Source organism: Candidatus Burkholderia verschuerenii (assembly GCF_001189365.1).
GTDB lineage: Bacteria > Pseudomonadota > Gammaproteobacteria > Burkholderiales > Burkholderiaceae > Caballeronia > Caballeronia verschuerenii.
Genome location: NZ_LFJJ01000025.1, coordinates 23,062 through 39,863 on the forward strand (window position 1 = coordinate 23,062; position 16,802 = coordinate 39,863).

At 62.0% G+C, this 16,802-nt stretch carries 17 protein-coding genes and 2 pseudogenes; 16 read left to right on the plus strand and 3 right to left on the minus strand.

Annotated features, from left to right (window positions below; translation table 11 throughout):
* Positions 1-25 precede the first annotated feature (25 nt).
* Both BVER_RS07595 and BVER_RS07600 read right to left on the minus strand, forming a co-directional pair.
* Positions 26-1,147 carry an acyl-CoA dehydrogenase family protein gene (locus BVER_RS07595; protein WP_050452773.1) on the minus strand — a complete coding sequence of 374 codons (1,122 nt, stop codon included), beginning with the start codon at positions 1,145-1,147 and terminating at the stop codon, positions 26-28.
* 16 nt (positions 1,148-1,163) lie between these two features.
* Positions 1,164-2,363, minus strand: a pseudogene (locus tag BVER_RS07600) (acyl-CoA dehydrogenase family protein).
* Between the two features lie 306 nt (positions 2,364-2,669).
* Between BVER_RS07600 and BVER_RS07605 the strand changes: the two are divergent.
* The 8 genes and pseudogenes from BVER_RS07605 to BVER_RS07640 all read left to right on the plus strand — a co-directional run bounded on the left by BVER_RS07605 (position 2,670) and on the right by BVER_RS07640 (position 10,859).
* Positions 2,670-3,808: pseudogene (locus tag BVER_RS07605) on the plus strand (acyl-CoA dehydrogenase family protein).
* A gap of 38 nt (positions 3,809-3,846) precedes the next feature.
* Positions 3,847-5,034: a lipid-transfer protein gene (locus BVER_RS07610; RefSeq protein ID WP_050452774.1), complete on the plus strand. Its 1,188-nt coding sequence runs from the start codon at positions 3,847-3,849 to the stop codon at positions 5,032-5,034.
* Positions 5,035-5,045: 11 nt separating this feature from the next.
* The gene (locus BVER_RS07615) at positions 5,046-5,486 is read left to right on the plus strand and encodes a MaoC family dehydratase N-terminal domain-containing protein (protein WP_050452775.1); all 441 of its coding nucleotides are present in this window, start codon (positions 5,046-5,048) and stop codon (positions 5,484-5,486) included.
* Positions 5,487-5,498: 12 nt separating this feature from the next.
* Positions 5,499-5,912 carry a MaoC family dehydratase gene (locus tag BVER_RS07620; protein ID WP_050452776.1) on the plus strand — a complete coding sequence of 138 codons (414 nt, stop codon included), beginning with the start codon at positions 5,499-5,501 and terminating at the stop codon, positions 5,910-5,912.
* Positions 5,913-5,932: 20 nt separating this feature from the next.
* Complete coding sequence (locus BVER_RS07625) at positions 5,933-6,757, plus strand: SDR family NAD(P)-dependent oxidoreductase (RefSeq protein WP_050452777.1); 825 nt, start codon at positions 5,933-5,935, stop codon at positions 6,755-6,757.
* Between the two features lie 96 nt (positions 6,758-6,853).
* Entirely contained in the window at positions 6,854-8,155 is a 1,302-nt protein-coding gene (locus tag BVER_RS07630; RefSeq protein ID WP_050452778.1) for an MFS transporter, read from the plus strand.
* 19 nt (positions 8,156-8,174) lie between these two features.
* Complete coding sequence (locus BVER_RS07635) at positions 8,175-9,602, plus strand: aldehyde dehydrogenase family protein (protein WP_050452779.1); 1,428 nt, start codon at positions 8,175-8,177, stop codon at positions 9,600-9,602.
* Positions 9,603-9,623: 21 nt separating this feature from the next.
* Positions 9,624-10,859: an acyl-CoA dehydrogenase family protein gene (locus BVER_RS07640; protein WP_050452780.1), complete on the plus strand. Its 1,236-nt coding sequence runs from the start codon at positions 9,624-9,626 to the stop codon at positions 10,857-10,859.
* Positions 10,860-10,912: 53 nt separating this feature from the next.
* Here the strand turns inward: BVER_RS07640 and BVER_RS07645 are convergent, their stop codons facing one another.
* Positions 10,913-11,260, minus strand: a complete 348-nt coding sequence (locus BVER_RS07645; RefSeq protein WP_050452781.1) for a BON domain-containing protein — start codon at positions 11,258-11,260, stop codon at positions 10,913-10,915.
* A gap of 167 nt (positions 11,261-11,427) precedes the next feature.
* On the opposite strand from BVER_RS07645, the gene BVER_RS31290 reads away from it, so the two are divergent.
* The 8 genes from BVER_RS31290 (at position 11,428) to fliR (ending at position 16,632) form a co-directional block, all read left to right on the plus strand.
* Positions 11,428-11,574, plus strand: a complete 147-nt coding sequence (locus tag BVER_RS31290; RefSeq protein WP_157055959.1) for a hypothetical protein — start codon at positions 11,428-11,430, stop codon at positions 11,572-11,574.
* Between the two features lie 713 nt (positions 11,575-12,287).
* Positions 12,288-12,782, plus strand: coding sequence for a flagellar basal body-associated protein FliL (gene fliL, locus BVER_RS07655; protein ID WP_050452783.1), 495 nt, complete (start codon positions 12,288-12,290; stop codon positions 12,780-12,782).
* Between the two features lie 25 nt (positions 12,783-12,807).
* Positions 12,808-13,806 carry a flagellar motor switch protein FliM gene (gene fliM, locus BVER_RS07660; protein WP_050452785.1) on the plus strand — a complete coding sequence of 333 codons (999 nt, stop codon included), beginning with the start codon at positions 12,808-12,810 and terminating at the stop codon, positions 13,804-13,806.
* Complete coding sequence (gene fliN / locus BVER_RS07665; RefSeq protein ID WP_050452786.1) at positions 13,799-14,224, plus strand: flagellar motor switch protein FliN; 426 nt, start codon at positions 13,799-13,801, stop codon at positions 14,222-14,224. The genes fliM and fliN overlap by 8 nt, the downstream gene beginning before the upstream one ends.
* Positions 14,221-14,727 carry a flagellar biosynthetic protein FliO gene (fliO, locus tag BVER_RS07670; RefSeq protein ID WP_050452787.1) on the plus strand — a complete coding sequence of 169 codons (507 nt, stop codon included), beginning with the start codon at positions 14,221-14,223 and terminating at the stop codon, positions 14,725-14,727. The genes fliN and fliO overlap by 4 nt, the downstream gene beginning before the upstream one ends.
* Positions 14,728-14,792: 65 nt before the next feature.
* A complete protein-coding gene (gene fliP / locus BVER_RS07675; RefSeq protein ID WP_370444206.1) occupies positions 14,793-15,509 on the plus strand; it encodes a flagellar type III secretion system pore protein FliP in 717 nt (238 codons plus the stop codon).
* A 42-nt stretch (positions 15,510-15,551) separates the two neighbouring features.
* Positions 15,552-15,821 carry a flagellar biosynthesis protein FliQ gene (fliQ, locus tag BVER_RS07680; protein ID WP_050452789.1) on the plus strand — a complete coding sequence of 90 codons (270 nt, stop codon included), beginning with the start codon at positions 15,552-15,554 and terminating at the stop codon, positions 15,819-15,821.
* Positions 15,822-15,837: 16 nt separating this feature from the next.
* Positions 15,838-16,632: a flagellar biosynthetic protein FliR gene (gene fliR, locus BVER_RS07685; protein WP_050452790.1), complete on the plus strand. Its 795-nt coding sequence runs from the start codon at positions 15,838-15,840 to the stop codon at positions 16,630-16,632.
* The last annotated feature ends 170 nt before the right edge of the window (positions 16,633-16,802 follow it).

The following is a 16,802-nucleotide window of genomic DNA, read 5'->3' on the forward strand; positions in this document are numbered from 1 at the left end:
GTCTCCCTTTATATTTTTTGCGTGTTCAATCCGCCATCGCGGCACAGTAACGTTCTACATGGTAGTCCGCATCGCCTAGCAGAACGTCGGTCATCGTCAGGTGCTTGAAGTAATCGCCGACACTCAATTCATCGGTGATGCCCATGCCGCCGTGCAATTGCACCGCCTGCTGACCGACCAAGCGCGCCGCTTTCGCCACGGTGACTTTCGCGGCGGAAATCATACGGCGACGCAACAGCGTGTCAGGCTCGTCGACCGCCTGCGCCGCGACATAGGCCATCGACAACGCGCTTTCCTTTTGCACCAGCATGTCGGCGAGCCGATGCTGCAAGGCCTGAAAATCCGCGAGCGGCTGACCGAACTGCCTGCGCGTACATAGATAGTCGCGCGTGATATCGATGACGCGCTCCATCGCGCCCGCTGCCTGAGCGCATTGCGCCGCGATGCCGTGATCCAGCGCATGATCGAGCGCATCGAGCTCGTTGTTCAGGCCGCCGATCAGCGCGCTCGCCGGCAGCTTCACTTGTTTGAAGTGCAGATCGATGCCGCGTTGTCCGTCCATCGTCGCGTATTCGGTCGACACGATGCCATCGGTCGCGCGAGGCACCATGAACAACGCAATCGATTCACCGACGCGCGCCGAGACGATCCAGGCATCGGCAGCTTGCCCGTGCCAGATCAGGCATTTGGCGCCATCGATCGTGTAGCCGTTCTGCGTGGGCGTCGCCGTGCATCGCACCCGGTCCGTGCGATAGCGAGAATCGGTTTCGAGATACGCAATGGCGACGCGTTTCTCTCCCATCGCGAGACCGGGCAACCATGCATCTTTCTGCGCCTCGCTCGCATAAGCCTCCAGCAACGCGGACGGCATCACGGCACACGGAATAACCGGCTCGACCAGCAGGCCACGACCCAATTCGAGATGAACCACGAGCTGACTTGCCGTGCTCTGACTAAAGCCACCGAACGCGACCGGCACGCCGAGCCCCATCACGCCCATCTCTGCCAGCGTGCCCCAGACCGTGGAATCGAAACCCGCATCGCAGTCCATACTTTTGCGACGCTGCTCGTGCGTGTAGTGATCGTCGATATAGCGGCGCAGGCTGTCGGCGAGCATCCGCTGTTCATCGCTGTATTCAAAGTCCATGATCGGCCTCGCCCCGTTACGCCTGCAACATCATTCGCGAGATGATGTTCTTCTGCACTTCATTGGCTCCGCCGTAGATGGAGAGCTTGCGCATGTCGAAATATCCCGCGCACGCGGGCGCGGCCCACGACGGTCCCTCCAGCGGCGGCGCGACGTCCGGCTCCAGCCATTCGGCCTGATACGGCCACGCGTGCGGCCAGGCCACCTCCATCTGCAACATGGCGATGTCCTGCTGAATTTCCGAACCGCGTATCTTCACGACCGACGCCTCCGGTCCCGGATGCCCCTTGCTCTGCGTCGCGACGCGCAATAGCAGCATTTCGAGCGCCATCAAGTCCATCTCGACGCGCGCGATCTTTTCGCGCATGCGCGAATCGTCGAACATCGAGCCGCCGCGCCCATCCGGCACAGCGCGCGCATAACGCTTCAGCCGCGCAATCTCGCGATGGCATTGCCCGATTCCCGCGATGCCCGTCCGCTCATGGCCCAGCAAATACTTCGCATAGGTCCACGCTCGACCTTCCTCGCCGACGAGATTCTCGACCGGCACTTCCACGTTCTCGAACCACGTTTCGTTGATATCGTGGCCGCCGTCGAGCGTCTTGATGGGACGCACCGTGACACCTGGACTCTTCATGTCGATCAGCAGCAAGGAGATGCCGTTTTGCTGCTTGCTGTCGTGCTCGCCATCGCCTCGCACGAGACAGAAAATCCAGTCCGCATATTGGGCGTAAGTCGTCCAGGTCTTCTGACCGTTGACAATGAAGCGGTCGCCTTGCCTCACCGCGCGCATTTTCAGCGACGACAGATCGGATCCGGCTCCGGGTTCGGAGTAACCCTGACACCAGAAATCTTCCATCGTCGGAATGCGCGGCAGAAAGCGCTTCTGCATCTCCGGGCTGGCGTATTTCATCAGCACGGGGCCGATCATCGAGAGGCCAAACGGAATGAGCCGCGGCGCACCCGCACCGATGGTTTCGATCTCGAAGATCACGCGCTGAAGCGGCGTTCAGCCGGTGCCGCCGTATTCCTTCGGCCAGGTCGGCGCGCCCCAGCCTCGCGCATGAAGTATGCGATGCCAACGCACGAAATCGTCCTTGCCGAGCCACCGCTGCTGCTCGACCTTCTCGTGGATGTCGCGCGGCAACTGATCGCGCACGAATGCCCGCACTTCCTGCCGGAACGCTTCGTCCGCCGCCGTGAAACGCAGGTCCATCGTTGTTCCCCTTCCAGTTCGCTCGTCCGCGCGCGCCGCGCATGATTTACGCGCAGCCGCAATGTGTTGTCGACGAGCGTAGAGGGCGACTGCACGTCGAGACCCACCACAGATGTGGGGGCGATGGAAAACTCCGAAATCGATACACGAGCGAGGCTACGCCCCCCCATCTGTGGTGGGCAAAGGTCGGCCCGTCGCGCCGATTATCTCCATACGACGACTACCCGCCCCGGCGCAAACGCCTGCACTGATCCGCCCACTTGCCGATCGTCTCGCTCTCGCGCCCACAAGAGGAATTCGATATGCATGCAGATCCAGCGAAGCGTCTTTCGCGACGACCACGAGATGTTCCGCACCACCGTGCGCCGCTTTTTCGAGCGCGAGTGCGTGCCGCGTCAGGCGCAGTGGAACGAAGCCGGCATGGTGGATCGCGAAACCTGGCGCAAGGCGGGGCGCGAGGGTCTGCTCTGTATCACGCTGCCGGAAGAATACGGCGGCGGGGGTCGCGACTATGGCCACAGCGCCGTGATGGCGGAAGAAGTCGCGCGCTGCGGGCTTTCCGGCGTTACCTTCAATATGCATTCGGACATCATCGCGCCGTATATCGCGCGCGTCGGCAACGCGGCGCAGAAAGACAAATGGCTGCCGGGCGCGTGCTCGGGCGAGCACATTCTCGGCATCGCGATGACCGAGCCGGGAACGGGCAGCGATCTCAAGGCCGTGCGAACCACCGCCGTGCGCGACGGCGACGAGTACGTGATCAACGGCAGCAAGACCTTCATCAGCAACGGCATTGCTGGCGATCTGTTCGTGGTCGTCTGCAAGACCGATCCGGCGGCAGGCGCGAAAGGCATCAGCCTGATCGTAGTGGAAGCGAATCGCGAAGGCTTCCGTCGCGGCCGCAAGCTCGACAAGGTCGGCCTGCATGCGCAGGACACCGCCGAACTGTTCTTTGACAACGTGCGCGTGCCCGCCTTCAACCTGCTCGGCGAAGAAGGCATGGATTCAAATACCTCATGGCGGAATTGCCGCAGGAGCGCTTTTCCATTGCGCTTGCCGCCGCCGCACGGCTCGAAACCGCCTTGCAGCAAACGATCGATTACGTGAAAGAGCGCAAGGCTTTCGGACAAACCGTATGGGATTTTCAGAACACCCGATTCAAGCTAGCCGACATCCAGACGCAAGCCATCGCGGTGCGGCTGATGATCGATCACTACCTGGGTGAGCACATGCGTCGCCGGCTCACGCTGGAGGAATCGGCCGTCGCCAAGCTGTTCGCTACCGAAGCGCTCGGCCGCGCGCTCGACGAAATGGTGCAACTGCATGGCGGCTACGGCTACATGCTCGAGTACCCGGAGGCGCGCGCCTTCGTCGATGCGCGCGTCAACCGCATTTACGGCGGCACCAGCGAAGTCATGCGCGAGCTGATTTCGCGCGCACTTTGAACACGCCCCGACGAAATCGAATATTTAAGGAGATACGCATGACACGCAACGTTATGGTCGCCGGCGTCGGCATGATTCCATTCGCCAAGCCCGGCGCGAGTCTGCACTACGACGAAATGGGCGCACACGCCATTCGCGACGCGCTCGCCGACTCGGGCATCGATTACTCGCTCGTTCAGCAGGCCTTCGCCGGCTACGTCTACGGCGATTCGACCTGCGGGCAGAGCGCACTCTATCGCGTCGGCATGACGGGCATTCCGGTTGTCAACGTCAACAACAACTGTGCGACCGGTTCGTCCGCGCTGTTTCTTGCGCATCAGGCGGTGAAAAGCGGCATGGTCGAATGCGCCCTCGCATTCGGCTTCGAGGAAATGCAACCGGGTGCGCTGAAAAGCAACTGGGACGACCGGCCGCGCTCAATGGCGCGTTTCATCGAGGTCGCGGACCAGCTCGTGCCCGACTGTGATCAGCCCGGCGCAATCCGCATGTTCGCCGGCGCCGGTCAGACACATATGAAGAAGTACGGCACCAAGCTCGAAACTTTCGCGAAGATTCGCGCCAAGGCGAGTCAACATGCCGCCCGCAATCCGCTCGCGATCTTCCGCAAGGTCGTGACGCCCGAGGAAGTGTTGGCATCGCCGATGGTCTGGGAAGGCGTGCTCACGCGTCTGATGGCCTGCCCGCCCACGTGCGGCGCGGCGGCGGCGCTCGTCGTATCCGAGGCGTTTGCGAAGAAGCACGGCTTGCGCACCGACGTGATGATCGCCGGTCAGGCGCTGACCACAGACGGCGCCGCGCTGTTCGATAAACCCGACATGATCGATCTGGTCGGCTTCGGTATGACGCAATCCGCGTCGCGCATCGTGTACGAGCAAGCAGGCATCGGCCCCGAAGACATCGACGTGATCGAACTTCACGATTGCTTCGCGCAGAACGAACTCATCACCTACGAAGGGCTCGGCTTGTGTGACAAGGGTGAAGGGGAAAAACTCGTCGAGCGCGGCGACAACACCTACGGCGGGCGCTGGGTGGTCAATCCTTCGGGCGGACTCTTGTCGAAGGGGCATCCGCTGGGCGCGACGGGCCTTGCACAATGTTTCGAGCTCGTGCACCAATTGCGCGGCACTGCCGGCAACCGGCAAGTCGCGGACGCAAAGGTCGCGCTACAGCACAACCTCGGCCTCGGCGGCGCGTGCGTCGTCACGGCATACAAGCGCGCGGCCTGAGGAGCAACGTCATGCTCGACAAGTCATTCATCGGCAAGGCGCTGCCTTCGTTTTACGCGACCGCCGAAGCCGGACAACTCGCATTGTTCGTCAAGGCGACCGGCGAGACGCGCCCCGAATATATCGACGAATCCGCCGCGCGCGATGCCGGTCATCCGAGCGTACCGCTGCCGCCTACCTTCCTGTTTTCGCTCGAACTCAGCCATCCGTCGGCGGGGTGGCGCAAGGACATCGGCATCGAGCCGTCGCGCATCCTGCATGGCGAACAGCGCTTCAGCTATCACCGTCCGGCTTATGCGGGCGAGAAGCTGTTGTTCGAAAGCCGTATCGCCGATATCTACGACAAGAAGGGTGGCGCGTTGAGTTTCGTCGTCCGCGAAACGCGCGTGACCAATCCGCGCGGCGAATACATCGCCGATCTGCGCAGCGTGCTGGTGCATCGCAACGACTAATCGGAGATAGACATGAACTTCAACACGATCAAGGTCGGCGACACGCTGCCGCCGCTTACGCTGCCGCCGATCAATCGCACCACGCTGGCGCTGTTCGCGGGAGCATCGAACGATCACAACCCGATTCATATCGATATCGACTACGCGCGCCGCGCCCGCATGCCCGATGTCTTCGCACACGGCATGTTGTCGATGGCCTACCTCGGCCGACTGCTCACGCAATGGGTTGATCAGCGCCAATTGCGCGAGTTCGGCGTGCGCTTCACCGGCATCACGCATCTCGGCCACCAGATTACCTGTACTGGCAAAGTCGTTGAAAAGTTCGAACACGAAGGCGAGCCGCGCATTCGACTGGAACTGCAGACGGCCAATCAGTATGGCGAAGCGAAAGTGCTCGGCGACGCCGTGATCGCCGTCGGAACCTGAGAAAACAAAGGAAAACTGAAATGGCAAAACTCGATGGAAAGGTCGCGCTCGTCACCGGTTCGGGACGCGGCATCGGCCAGGCGATCGCGCTGAAGCTCGCGAGCGAAGGCGCGCGCATCGTCGTCAACGATCTCGATGCGGACCCGGCACATGAAACGGTCGAACTGTTGAAGAAGAACGGCGCGGAAGCGGTAGCGTGCGTGGGCAGCGTTACCGCGCCCGATTTTGCGGAGCGCTACGTCGGCGCGGCGATGAAGTCGTTCAATGGCATCGACATTATCGTGAACAACGCGGGCTATACGTGGGACGACGTGATCCAGCGCATGAGCGACGAGCAATGGTACGCAATCCTCGATTGCCATCTGACCGCGCCGTTCCGCATCCTGCGTGCCGCGTATCCGCACATCAAGGCGCAGTGGCAGGCAGAAAGCGCCGAGGGACGCGAAGTGTTTCGGAAGATCGTCAATGTGTCGTCAGTGTCGGCATTGAACGGCAACGCCGGGCAGATGAACTATTCGTCGGCCAAGGCGGGCGTGATCGGTATGACGCGCGCCTTGTCGCGCGAATGGGGACGCATGAAGGTCAACGTGAACGCCGTGGCCTTCGGGCTGATTCATACACGCATGACCGACGCTGATGCCAAGGAAGGCGCGACCGTGAAGATCGAAGGACGCGACATTCGCGTCGGCATCAATCCCGAACTGCTCAAGACCCACGCGCAACGCAATCCGCTGGGACGCGGCGGCACGCCGGACGAAGCGGCGGGCGCGGTGTATCTTTTCTGCACGCCGGAATCGAATTACATCACGGGACAAGTCGTCGCCGTGGCCGGCGCGCCGCAGTAAGCACCCTTCTCTTCGTGCAGTTTGTTCGAATCACGCGCCGCGTTCGTTCATCGACGGAAGAATGAGCGGCGCGGCGGCGGTTTAGCGAGGCTCGCCATGACAGCATCGTCCGATTTCAAGCCCCGGTCCGCGTGGACCATGACCATTCTGTTGACGGGACTCGCGCTCATCAACTTTCTCGACAAGGTGGTGATCGGCGTCGTCGCCGTGCCGATGACGAAGGACCTCGGTCTGAGTCATGCGCAGTTCGGTCTGGTCGCCGGCTCGTTCTTCTGGCTATTTTCCCTGTCGACCATCCTCGTCGGGCTGATCGCGAATCGGGTGCCGACCCGCTGGACGTTGCTCGCGATGGGCATCGCCTGGGCCGTGCTGCAAATTCCCCAGGCGCTGACGGCGAGCGTGTTCGCCTTGCTGATGTGCCGCGTGTTGCTGGGCGCAGCGGAAGGGCCGTTTATGCCGACCACCGTGCACGCGCTCTACAAATGGTTTCCCGACAAGAAACGTAGCCTGCCCGTCGCAATCGTCAGTCAAGGCGCGGGTCTCGGCTTGTTGATGGCCGGCCTGCTGATCCCGCTCGTCACGGCGCGCTATGGCTGGCGCACAAACTTCTTTCTGCTGGGCGCAGTCGGCGTGGTCTGGAGCGTGCTGTGGTTATGCTTCGGCCGCGAAGGCAATCTGGACGTCAAGCCCGCCGCCGTTCTTACGCAATCCGCCGCCCCCGCTCCGCGTCGCACCTTGTGCAAGACTTTCGCCGATCCTTCCGTGCTGTGTGTATTGATGCTCGGCTTTTCGGCTTATTGGTCCCTGAGCCTGTTGTTCACCTGGCTGCCGACTTACCTCGAAAAAGGGCTCGGCTATGCGAACGTCGAAGCGGGCCGGTTGTTCGCGCTGGTCATCATCGCCGCGACGCCGATCAACCTCGGGCTTTCGTGGCTGTCGCAAACCTTGCTCGAACGCGGCGTCGGCACGCGCACGGCGCGGGTCAAGCTCATCAGCATCGCGTTTCTCGTAAGCGGCGTGATTTATGTGCTGCCTCTGCTGATCGACCTCACGCATATGCAGAAGGTGTTGCTCATGGCAGTCGGCGCGGGACTACCGACCGTGGCCTTCGCCATTGCACCAGCGTTGCTGGCCGAAGTTGTGCCCGATCGTCAGCGTGGCGCGACGCTCGCGTTCTATACGGCTATCGGCAGCCTCGGCGGGGCAATCTCTCCTGCGGTGATGGGCGGCATCGTACAAAAAGGCAGCTCCATGACGGCCGCGTGTGAACTAGGCTTCGCAACCTGTTCGATTCTCGTCGTGCTCGCCGCCCTGCTCGCGTTGCGCTGGTTGAACCCGGATCGTTCGAAGCAAGCGCTCGCGGCTTCCGCGATTCCGACTCAATCGAGCGCAGCCTGATTTCGCAAAGGAATCGATTATGCAGAAAACAATTGAACGCTTTTACATCGATGGGCAATGGGTAACGTCGCTCGGTAACGATGCGTCGTCGCATCAATTCTTCAATCCCGCCGATGAAAGTCTGCTCGGCACCGTGACGCTTCGCGGCAAAGAAGACGTTGGTCGCGCCGTGGCTGCCGCGCGCGCGGCATTCCCGGGTTGGTCCGAGAGCACGCGCGAAGAACGCATCCGCCTGCTAACGCGCATCATCGAATATTATCGCGCACGGATCGACGAGATCGCGCAGGCGGTGCACCTCGAGATCGGCGCGCCGATCGCCTTGTGCAAGGCCTTGCATGCTCCCATCGGGCTTGCGCAACTCGAAGGCGCGCTCAAAACTTTGCGCGACTTCCGCTTCGAACGAGAACACGGAAACAACTATGTGCGGCGCGAACCCATCGGCGTTGCCGCACTGATCACACCGTGGAATTGGCCGCTCAATCAGATCGCCGCGAAAGTCGCGCCCGCGATCGCGGCCGGCTGCACCGTCGTCCTGAAGCCGTCCGAAGCCGCCCCGCTCGACGCCGTGATTTTTGCCGAGATCATGCACGAAGCCGGTACTCCGCCTGGCGTCTTCAACATGATTTTCGGCGACGGCGCGGTGGTCGGCGCGGCGCTCAGCGCGCATCCCGAGGTCGATATGGTGTCGATTACCGGCTCAACGCGCGCGGGCATCGAAGTCGCCCGACAGGCCGCGCCGACCGTCAAGCGCGTCACGCAGGAGCTCGGCGGCAAGTCAGCCCTTATCGTGCTCGATGACGCTGATCTCGCCGCAGCCGTCAAAAGCGCGGTGATTCAATGCATGACCAACTCCGGGCAGACCTGTGTCGCACCCACGCGCGTGCTGGTGCCGCGAGCGCGTGCCGACGAAGCGGCGGCCGTGGCGGCAGCCGTCGTGGAACGTCTGAGCGTCGGCGATCCCGCGCAACCGACCACCCGGCTCGGTCCCGTCGCGAACCGCGCGCAGTTCGAACGCGTACAACACATGATCCGTACGGGCATCGAAGAAGGCGCGCGCGTGGCTGCGGGTGGCGCGGGCCGACCGCCGGGACTCGATCGGGGTTTCTATGTGCGCCCGACCGTGTTCGCCGATGTGCGCAACGACATGCGTATCGCTCGCGAAGAGATTTTCGGCCCGGTCATCGCGCTCATCGCCTACGAATCGGAAGACGATGCCATCTCGATTGCGAACGATTCGCCCTATGGACTCGCCGCCTACGTCTATTCGGGCGATGACGCGCGCGCGCGTCGCGTCGCGAACCGGTTGCGCGCGGGCATCGTACGCATCAACGATGCCCAGACAGATTTTTCGATGCCGCTCGGCGGCTACAAAACTTCCGGCAACGGACGCGAATACGGCGAAGAGGGTTTTTGCGAATACCTCGAAATCAAATCCGTGATGCGCTGACACTTCTTTAGGACGATTGAAATGAACTTCGACGTACCCAACGAATGGGTCGACTTCGGCGATGCCCTGATCCGCTTTATCGACCGCGAAGTCGCGCCGCTCGAACATGAGCATCGCGCGCTGCTCGATCACGAACATCGCGCCTATACGGATGATGGCCGCTATCGGCCGGAAGTGCTCGCTCTGCGCCGGAAAGTGCGCATGCGATCGGCCGAACTCGGTTTTTATACCGCGTTGAGCGATGAATCGATCGGTGGTGGCGGGCTCGGCGCGCAGGCAGCGGTCTATATTCAGGAACGTCTGAACGCGCATTGCGGGCCGGCGCGTCATCTCGTGCATACGGTCGTGCTGCCCTCGCCTTTTACCAATGGGCTGTCGCCTGTGTTGCGACACTTGCATGCCGATGTACTCGCATCCGTGCACGAAGGCATTGCATCCGGCGACAGGACGATGTGCTTCGCACTGTCCGAACCCGACGCGGGATCGGACGTCTTCGGCATGCGGGCGCGCGCCGTCCGCGACGGCGACCACTGGATCATCAACGGGACGAAGCAGTGGATCACCAACGCGCCCTACGCTGACTACGCGATGATCTTCGCCGTCACCGACGAGGAAAAAGCCCGTGCACATCGCGGCGGCGTAACCGGATTCTTTTTGCCGACGACGACACCCGGCTTTTCCGTTCCGAGCGTCATTCCGGTGATGGGCCACCACGGTTCGGAAACCGGCATCGTCTTGCTCGTTGATGTACGCGTGCCCGATAGCCATCGGCTCGGCCCGGTCGACGAAGGGCTATCCGTGGCAATGGACGGCGTCAATGCGGGGCGTTTATCGATGGCTGCAGGTTGTCTCGGTCTCGCGCAGTGGGCGCTCGCGCAGGCCGTCGAATACGCCAAAGTGCGCAAGACCTTCGGCCGTCCGATCGCCGATCATCAGGCCGTGCAGTTCATGCTCGCCGATTGCGCGATGGATATCTACGCCAGCAAGGCGATGTTGCGCCATTGCGCGTGGCTCATCGACGAAAGCAGGCTGGCGACCAAGGAAGTGTCGATCGTCAAGGCATCGGCGACGGAGATGGTCGGACGCGTCTTCGACCGCGCGATTCAGGTGCATGGCGCGATGGGCCTGACCAACGAATTGCGGCTCGAAAAAGGTTACCGGTATGCGCGCACTGTGCGGATTCCGGACGGCACGTCGGAGATTCAACGCCGTACCATCGCGCGCAAACTGCTGGACGGTGATATCGACTTCGCGTGAAAAAAATGCGGTGCGCTCATCGCGCACCGCATAAACATCACCGTAATGCAGTTTTAGAACTGCGACAGCGTCAGCATATTTTTCACCGACTTCACGCCCGGCACACCCTCAGTGGCCTTTGTCGCGAGCGTCATTTGCGACTCTTCCGGCACCGCGCCTTCGAGAATCACATCGCCATCCTTCGCGCGCACGGCAATGGCGCTGGACACGAGACCTTTCGTGCGCGCCAGCACTTTGACGATGTTCCTCTGAAGCTTGCGATTAGCGGCCTTCGCATCCTTTGCGCTAGGTGCGGACGCAGCCGATGTTTGCACGGCCGTTTGCGCCTGCACGCTGCCCGATAAGATCGCCGCGACCATCGCGCCGCACAGCGCGAGTTGCTTTAAGTTTGATCGTTTCATGGAATTCCCTGTTTCTATTTAAAAGCGATGCAGCATGCCGAGCGCAGCCATCGATTGCGAGGTGCCCTGCTTTGCGACCGTCAGCCCGGTCCAGCTCATCGTGGCCGTGCCGTTGTTCTTCATGTAGCCGGCGCGCGCATAGACCGAGACGTGCGCTTGGACAAAGCGTGGTCCCAACCGATCTGGAAGGCCGGCGTGTTGTCGTGCGCGCCACGCACGGCGCGCTCGAGCGCGGCGACTTCGAAGGTATCGAACGGCGTAGCCTGAATCGTCGCGCCGACCTGCGCGACGCTATACGAACGGACTGCGCCTAGACGCGCCGCGATCGAACCGCGCGGCGCATCGTCGGGCTTCGTGTAGATATAGAAAGCCTCCGTTTTGACACGTCTTGCATCGCGTGGCGCTCGATTTTCGTCGGTGCGCTGACCAAGGTAGGGCCGAATAACGATTAAAGCGATGCCGTGTGCGAGGTCGTTTCGGTAGTTCCCTGCCGGTTGCTTATACGTACCTAAACCGGCCGCGCAAGCGGGCCGGAGTAAGCCGAAGGGGACCGTTACCAAGTTAGGCGAGAAAGCACAAATCGCATGGGAACCAGCGCCCGGACACACGGCGAGAACACTCGCTACTGCTGTGCCAAGTCTCTGGTTCTGTGCCGGGGCCGGCCAAGAAGGTGCTTAGGATCGGACAAGCGGCTTTCTTTGGTTACTTTCTTTGCCGCCGCAAAGAAAGTGACCCCACCGCCGGGGAGGCGGTTACTGAATCAAAAAGCGCGACAAAAGAACCATCGCACGAACAACCGCGCAAGTTCTCGAGAGGTGCCAACAGCAAAAAACCCCTCAACTTCCCCTCAAAACACCCGTTAAACCAAAGACCGCAAGCGCAAAAAGAACAAACCGCCAGGAAAAGGCCCATTGCGCCCAGCACCCCCAAACGTTCGAGTTGGCCCAAAAAACTCCCTCTGTTCGACCCATCGCTTTACACCGGGATAGCCAACAATTCACCCTATCGAAAGGAGGCACGCATCCCAATGGCTACCACCACCGCAAACCCGAAAGATCTTGCTCCCGCCAAGGGCGGCAAGATGAAGAAGATGATCATCATCGCCGTCGGCGCGATCGTATTGCTCGGCGCGGGCGCCGGCGGTGCGTATTTCCTGCTCGGCAAGAACGCGTCCCACGCGCCGGCCAAGCCGGCGCCGGAGCCGCCCCCGGTCTTCTTTCCGCTCGACTCGCTGACGGTCAACCTTCAGTCCGACGACGGCTCCATGCACTATCTGCGCACCGGTCTTACGCTCAAGATCAAGGACGAGAAGGTCCAGGCATTGCTGACCGAGCACATGCCGGAAGTCCGCAGCCATATCCTGCTAGTCCTCTCCGGCAAGAAGCCCGACGACATCACGTCCGTCGACGGCAAGAAGAAGCTCGCCGAGGAACTGCGCTCGACGGTCAACGCCGCCGCCAGCACGACTGAAAAGCCTGTGCAGGTTCAGGAAGTGTTGTTCACCGAATTCGTCGTTCAGTAACCCCGGATCGGAAGCATAGAGAGTCATGGGCCACGAAGAGTTCATGTCGCAGGAGGAGGTCGATGTCCTCCTCAAAGGCGTCACCGGCGAAGTCGATCAGGTCGTAGATGAGATCGCGGCTTCGGGTGTCCGCCCGTACAACATTGCGACGCAGGAACGCATCGTCCGCGGCCGGATGCCCGGCCTCGAAATCATCAACGACCGTTTCGCGCGTCTGTTGCGCATCGGCATTTTCAACTTCATGCGGCGCTCGGCGGAAATCTCCGTCGGCCCGGTGAAGGTGCAGAAGTACAGCGAATTCACCCGCAATCTGCCGATTCCGACCAACCTGAACCTGGTCCACGTCAAGCCGTTGCGCGGCACCTCGCTGTTCGTGTTCGACCCGAATCTGGTGTTCTTCGTGGTCGACAACCTGTTCGGCGGCGACGGGCGTTTCCATACGCGCGTCGAAGGCCGCGAGTTCACGCAGACCGAGCAGCGCATCATCAGCCGTCTGTTGAACCTCGTGTTCGAGCACTACACGACCGCGTGGAAAAGCGTGCGTCCGCTGTCGTTCGAATACATGCGCTCGGAGATGCACACGCAGTTCGCCAACGTCGCGACGCCCAACGAAATCGTGATGGTCACGCAGTTCACGATCGAATTCGGCTCCATCGGCGGCACGCTGCATATCTGCATACCGTACTCGATGATCGAGCCGATCCGCGACGTGCTCGCCTCGCCGATCCAGGGCGAAGCGCTGGAAGTGGATCGCCGCTGGGTGCGCGTGCTGTCGCAGCAGGTGCAATCGGCGGAAGTGGAACTGACGGTCGATCTCGGCGAAATGCGATCGACCTTCGACAAGCTGCTGAACCTGCAAATCGGCGACGTGCTGCCGCTCGAAATTCCCGAGCAGGTGACGGCCAAGGTCAACGGCGTGCCGGTGATGGAATGCGGCTACGGAATATTCAATGGGCAATACGCGCTGCGCGTGCAAAAGATGATCAGCGCGGGCGATTCGACGATGGAAGGAAAACATGAGTGATTTGATGCAGGAAGACGCGCCGGGCGCCGAAAAGGAAGAAGCGCTCGAGATGGACGACTGGGCGAGCGCGCTCGCCGAGCAGAACGGCAACGACGCGCCGACGGCCACCGCGGGCGTGTTCCAGCCGCTGTCGAAGGCCGCCGCGCCGTCGACGCGCAACGACATCGACATGATTCTCGACATTCCGGTGAATCTGACGGTGGAACTGGGCCGCACCAAGATCGCGATTCGCAATTTGTTGCAACTCGCGCAGGGTTCCGTCGTCGAACTGGACGGCATGGCCGGCGAGCCGATGGACGTGCTCGTGAACGGCTGCCTGATCGCTCAGGGCGAAGTCGTGGTCGTCAATGATAAATTCGGTATTCGCCTGACTGACATCATCACGCCGTCGGAACGAATCCGGAAACTGAATCGATGAAAAGACTGACCGCCGCCGCAACGCTCTTCGCCTCCCCGCTGTTCTCTTTCGCCGCCGACATGAACGCGGTGAACCATGCCGCGCAGATCGCCTCGGGCGTCGGCGCGGGCAGCGCGGTGCCATCGTTGGGCTTCGGCGCGGTCCTGCAGACGCTGTTCGGTCTGGCCATCGTCATCGGCTTCGTCTTCGGATGCGCGTGGCTGGCCCGCCGGCTGGGCTTCCAGGGCAGCAAGCGCGGCGGTCTGGTGAAGGTGGTCGGCGGTGCGTCGCTCGGCAACAAGGAGCGCGTGGCGGTCGTCGAAATCGGCGATACCTGGCTGGTGGTCGGCGCGGCGCCCGGCGGCGTGACGCTGCTGCATACGCTGCCGGCGGGTTCGGTCGACGTGGAAAACGTCGTGCCGGACGCGCAAATGTTGCAAGGCGGTTTCAGCAAGCGCTTCCGCGACGCCCTCGCCGGCGAAGCGAACAAGCGTTTCCAAAAATTCGGCAGCGGAGACAAGTAATGCGCTTCGCTACCCGCTTTGTCCCCCATCTCGCGCGCGGCGCGAAGCTCGCCGTTCCGGTCGTGATGGCGCTCCTGCCGTACACGGCCTTCGCGCAAAGCACGGCGGGTCTGCCCGCCTTCAACACCAGCCCCGGCCCGAACGGCGGCGCGACCTACTCGCTCAGCGTGCAGACGATGCTGCTGCTGACGATGCTGTCGTTCCTCCCGGCGATGGTCATGATGATGACGAGCTTCACGCGCATCATCATCGTGCTGTCGCTGCTGCGGCAGGCGCTGGGCACGGCCAGCACGCCGCCGAATCAGGTGATCGTCGGGCTGGCGCTGTTCCTGACTTTTTTCGTGATGTCGCCGGTGCTCGACCGCGCCTACAACGACGCCTACAAGCCGTTTTCCGAAGGCCAGATCGCGATGGATCAGGCGGTGACGCGCGGCGTCGCGCCGTTCAAGCAGTTCATGCTCAAGCAGACGCGCGAATCGGATCTCGCGCTGTTCGCCCGCATTTCCAAGGCGCCGCCGATGAACGGTCCCGAAGACGTGCCGTTGTCGCTGCTGGTGCCGTCGTTCGTGACGAGCGAGCTGAAGACGGGCTTTCAGATCGGTTTCACGATCTTCATCCCGTTCCTGATCATCGATCTGGTGGTGGCGAGCGTGCTGATGTCGATGGGCATGATGCTGGTCTCGCCCACGACGATCGCGCTGCCGTTCAAGCTGATGCTGTTCGTGCTCGTCGACGGCTGGCAGTTGCTGATCGGCTCGCTCGCGCAGAGTTTCGTTTCCTGAATTTACGTCGATTACGTCGATTACGTTGAGAGATAGAGTGAAATGACGCCAGAATCCGTCATGTCGATGGCCCATCAGGCGATGTACGTCGCCCTGATCCTCGCCGCGCCGCTGCTGCTGGTCGCGCTCGTGGTCGGCCTCGTGGTGAGCCTGTTCCAGGCCGCGACGCAGATCAACGAATCGACGCTGTCCTTCATCCCCAAGTTGCTCGCCGTGGCGGTGACGCTGATCATCGTCGGACCGTGGATGCTGTCCACGCTGCTCGACTACATGCGGCAGATGTTCACGATCTCGCCTGGCATCATCGGCTGAGCGCCCGCACGCGCCGATGTTCTCGGTCACCTATGCACAACTGAACGGCTGGCTCACGGCCTTCTTGTGGCCGTTCGTGCGCATTCTCGCGCTGATTTCCACCGCTCCCGTGCTCAATAACGCCGCCATTCCGGTGCGCGTGAAAGTGGCGCTGGGCGCGTTCATCACGCTGATCGTCGCGCCGACGCTGCCCGCTATGCCGCAGGTCACGGTGTTTTCGGCGGCGGGCATCTGGATCATCGTCAATCAGTTTCTGATCGGCGCGGCCATCGGCGTGACGATGCCGGTCGCCTCCGCCGCCGTCGATGCGGCCGGTGAATACATCGGCCAGCAAATGGGCCTCGGCTTCGCGCAGCTTTACGATCCGCGCGCGGGCGGCAGAGAGGTGATCGTCGGGCGTTATCTCAACGCGCTGGCGACGCTGGCGTTTCTTGTCTTCGACGGACATCTGCAACTGATCAGCGCGCTGATGACCACCTTCCAGAGCGTCCCCGTCGATGTCAACGTGATGGCGGCGGCATCGCACGCGCAGGGCTGGAAGACGCTGGCGGGCTACGGCGCGAGCGTGTTCTCGACCGGCCTGCTGCTGTCGCTGCCGATCGTCGCGGCGCTGCTGGTCGCCAATCTGGCGCTCGGCATTCTGAATCGCACCGCGCCGCAGATCGGCATTTTCCAGGTCGGCTTTCCGGTGACGATGCTCATCGGACTCACGCTGCTGCAACTGATGATCCCCAATCTGATGCCATTTTTTCAGCGCATCTTCGATTCGGGGATTGCGCAGGTCGGGCGAATCGCCGGCGCGATGTTCTGATTTCCTCTCTGCCGCGCGGTTCGACGCGACCGGCTGCGACTGTCGATCGGCATAGGGACGGCCAGCAAGCTGGCCGGTCCCCTGCCACACCACCCTGCCACACCACCCGGCGTGCGGGTCCGCACCGGGCGGTTCGGGAAGTTGAGGTTATGTGAGGCGAGGCATGCCAA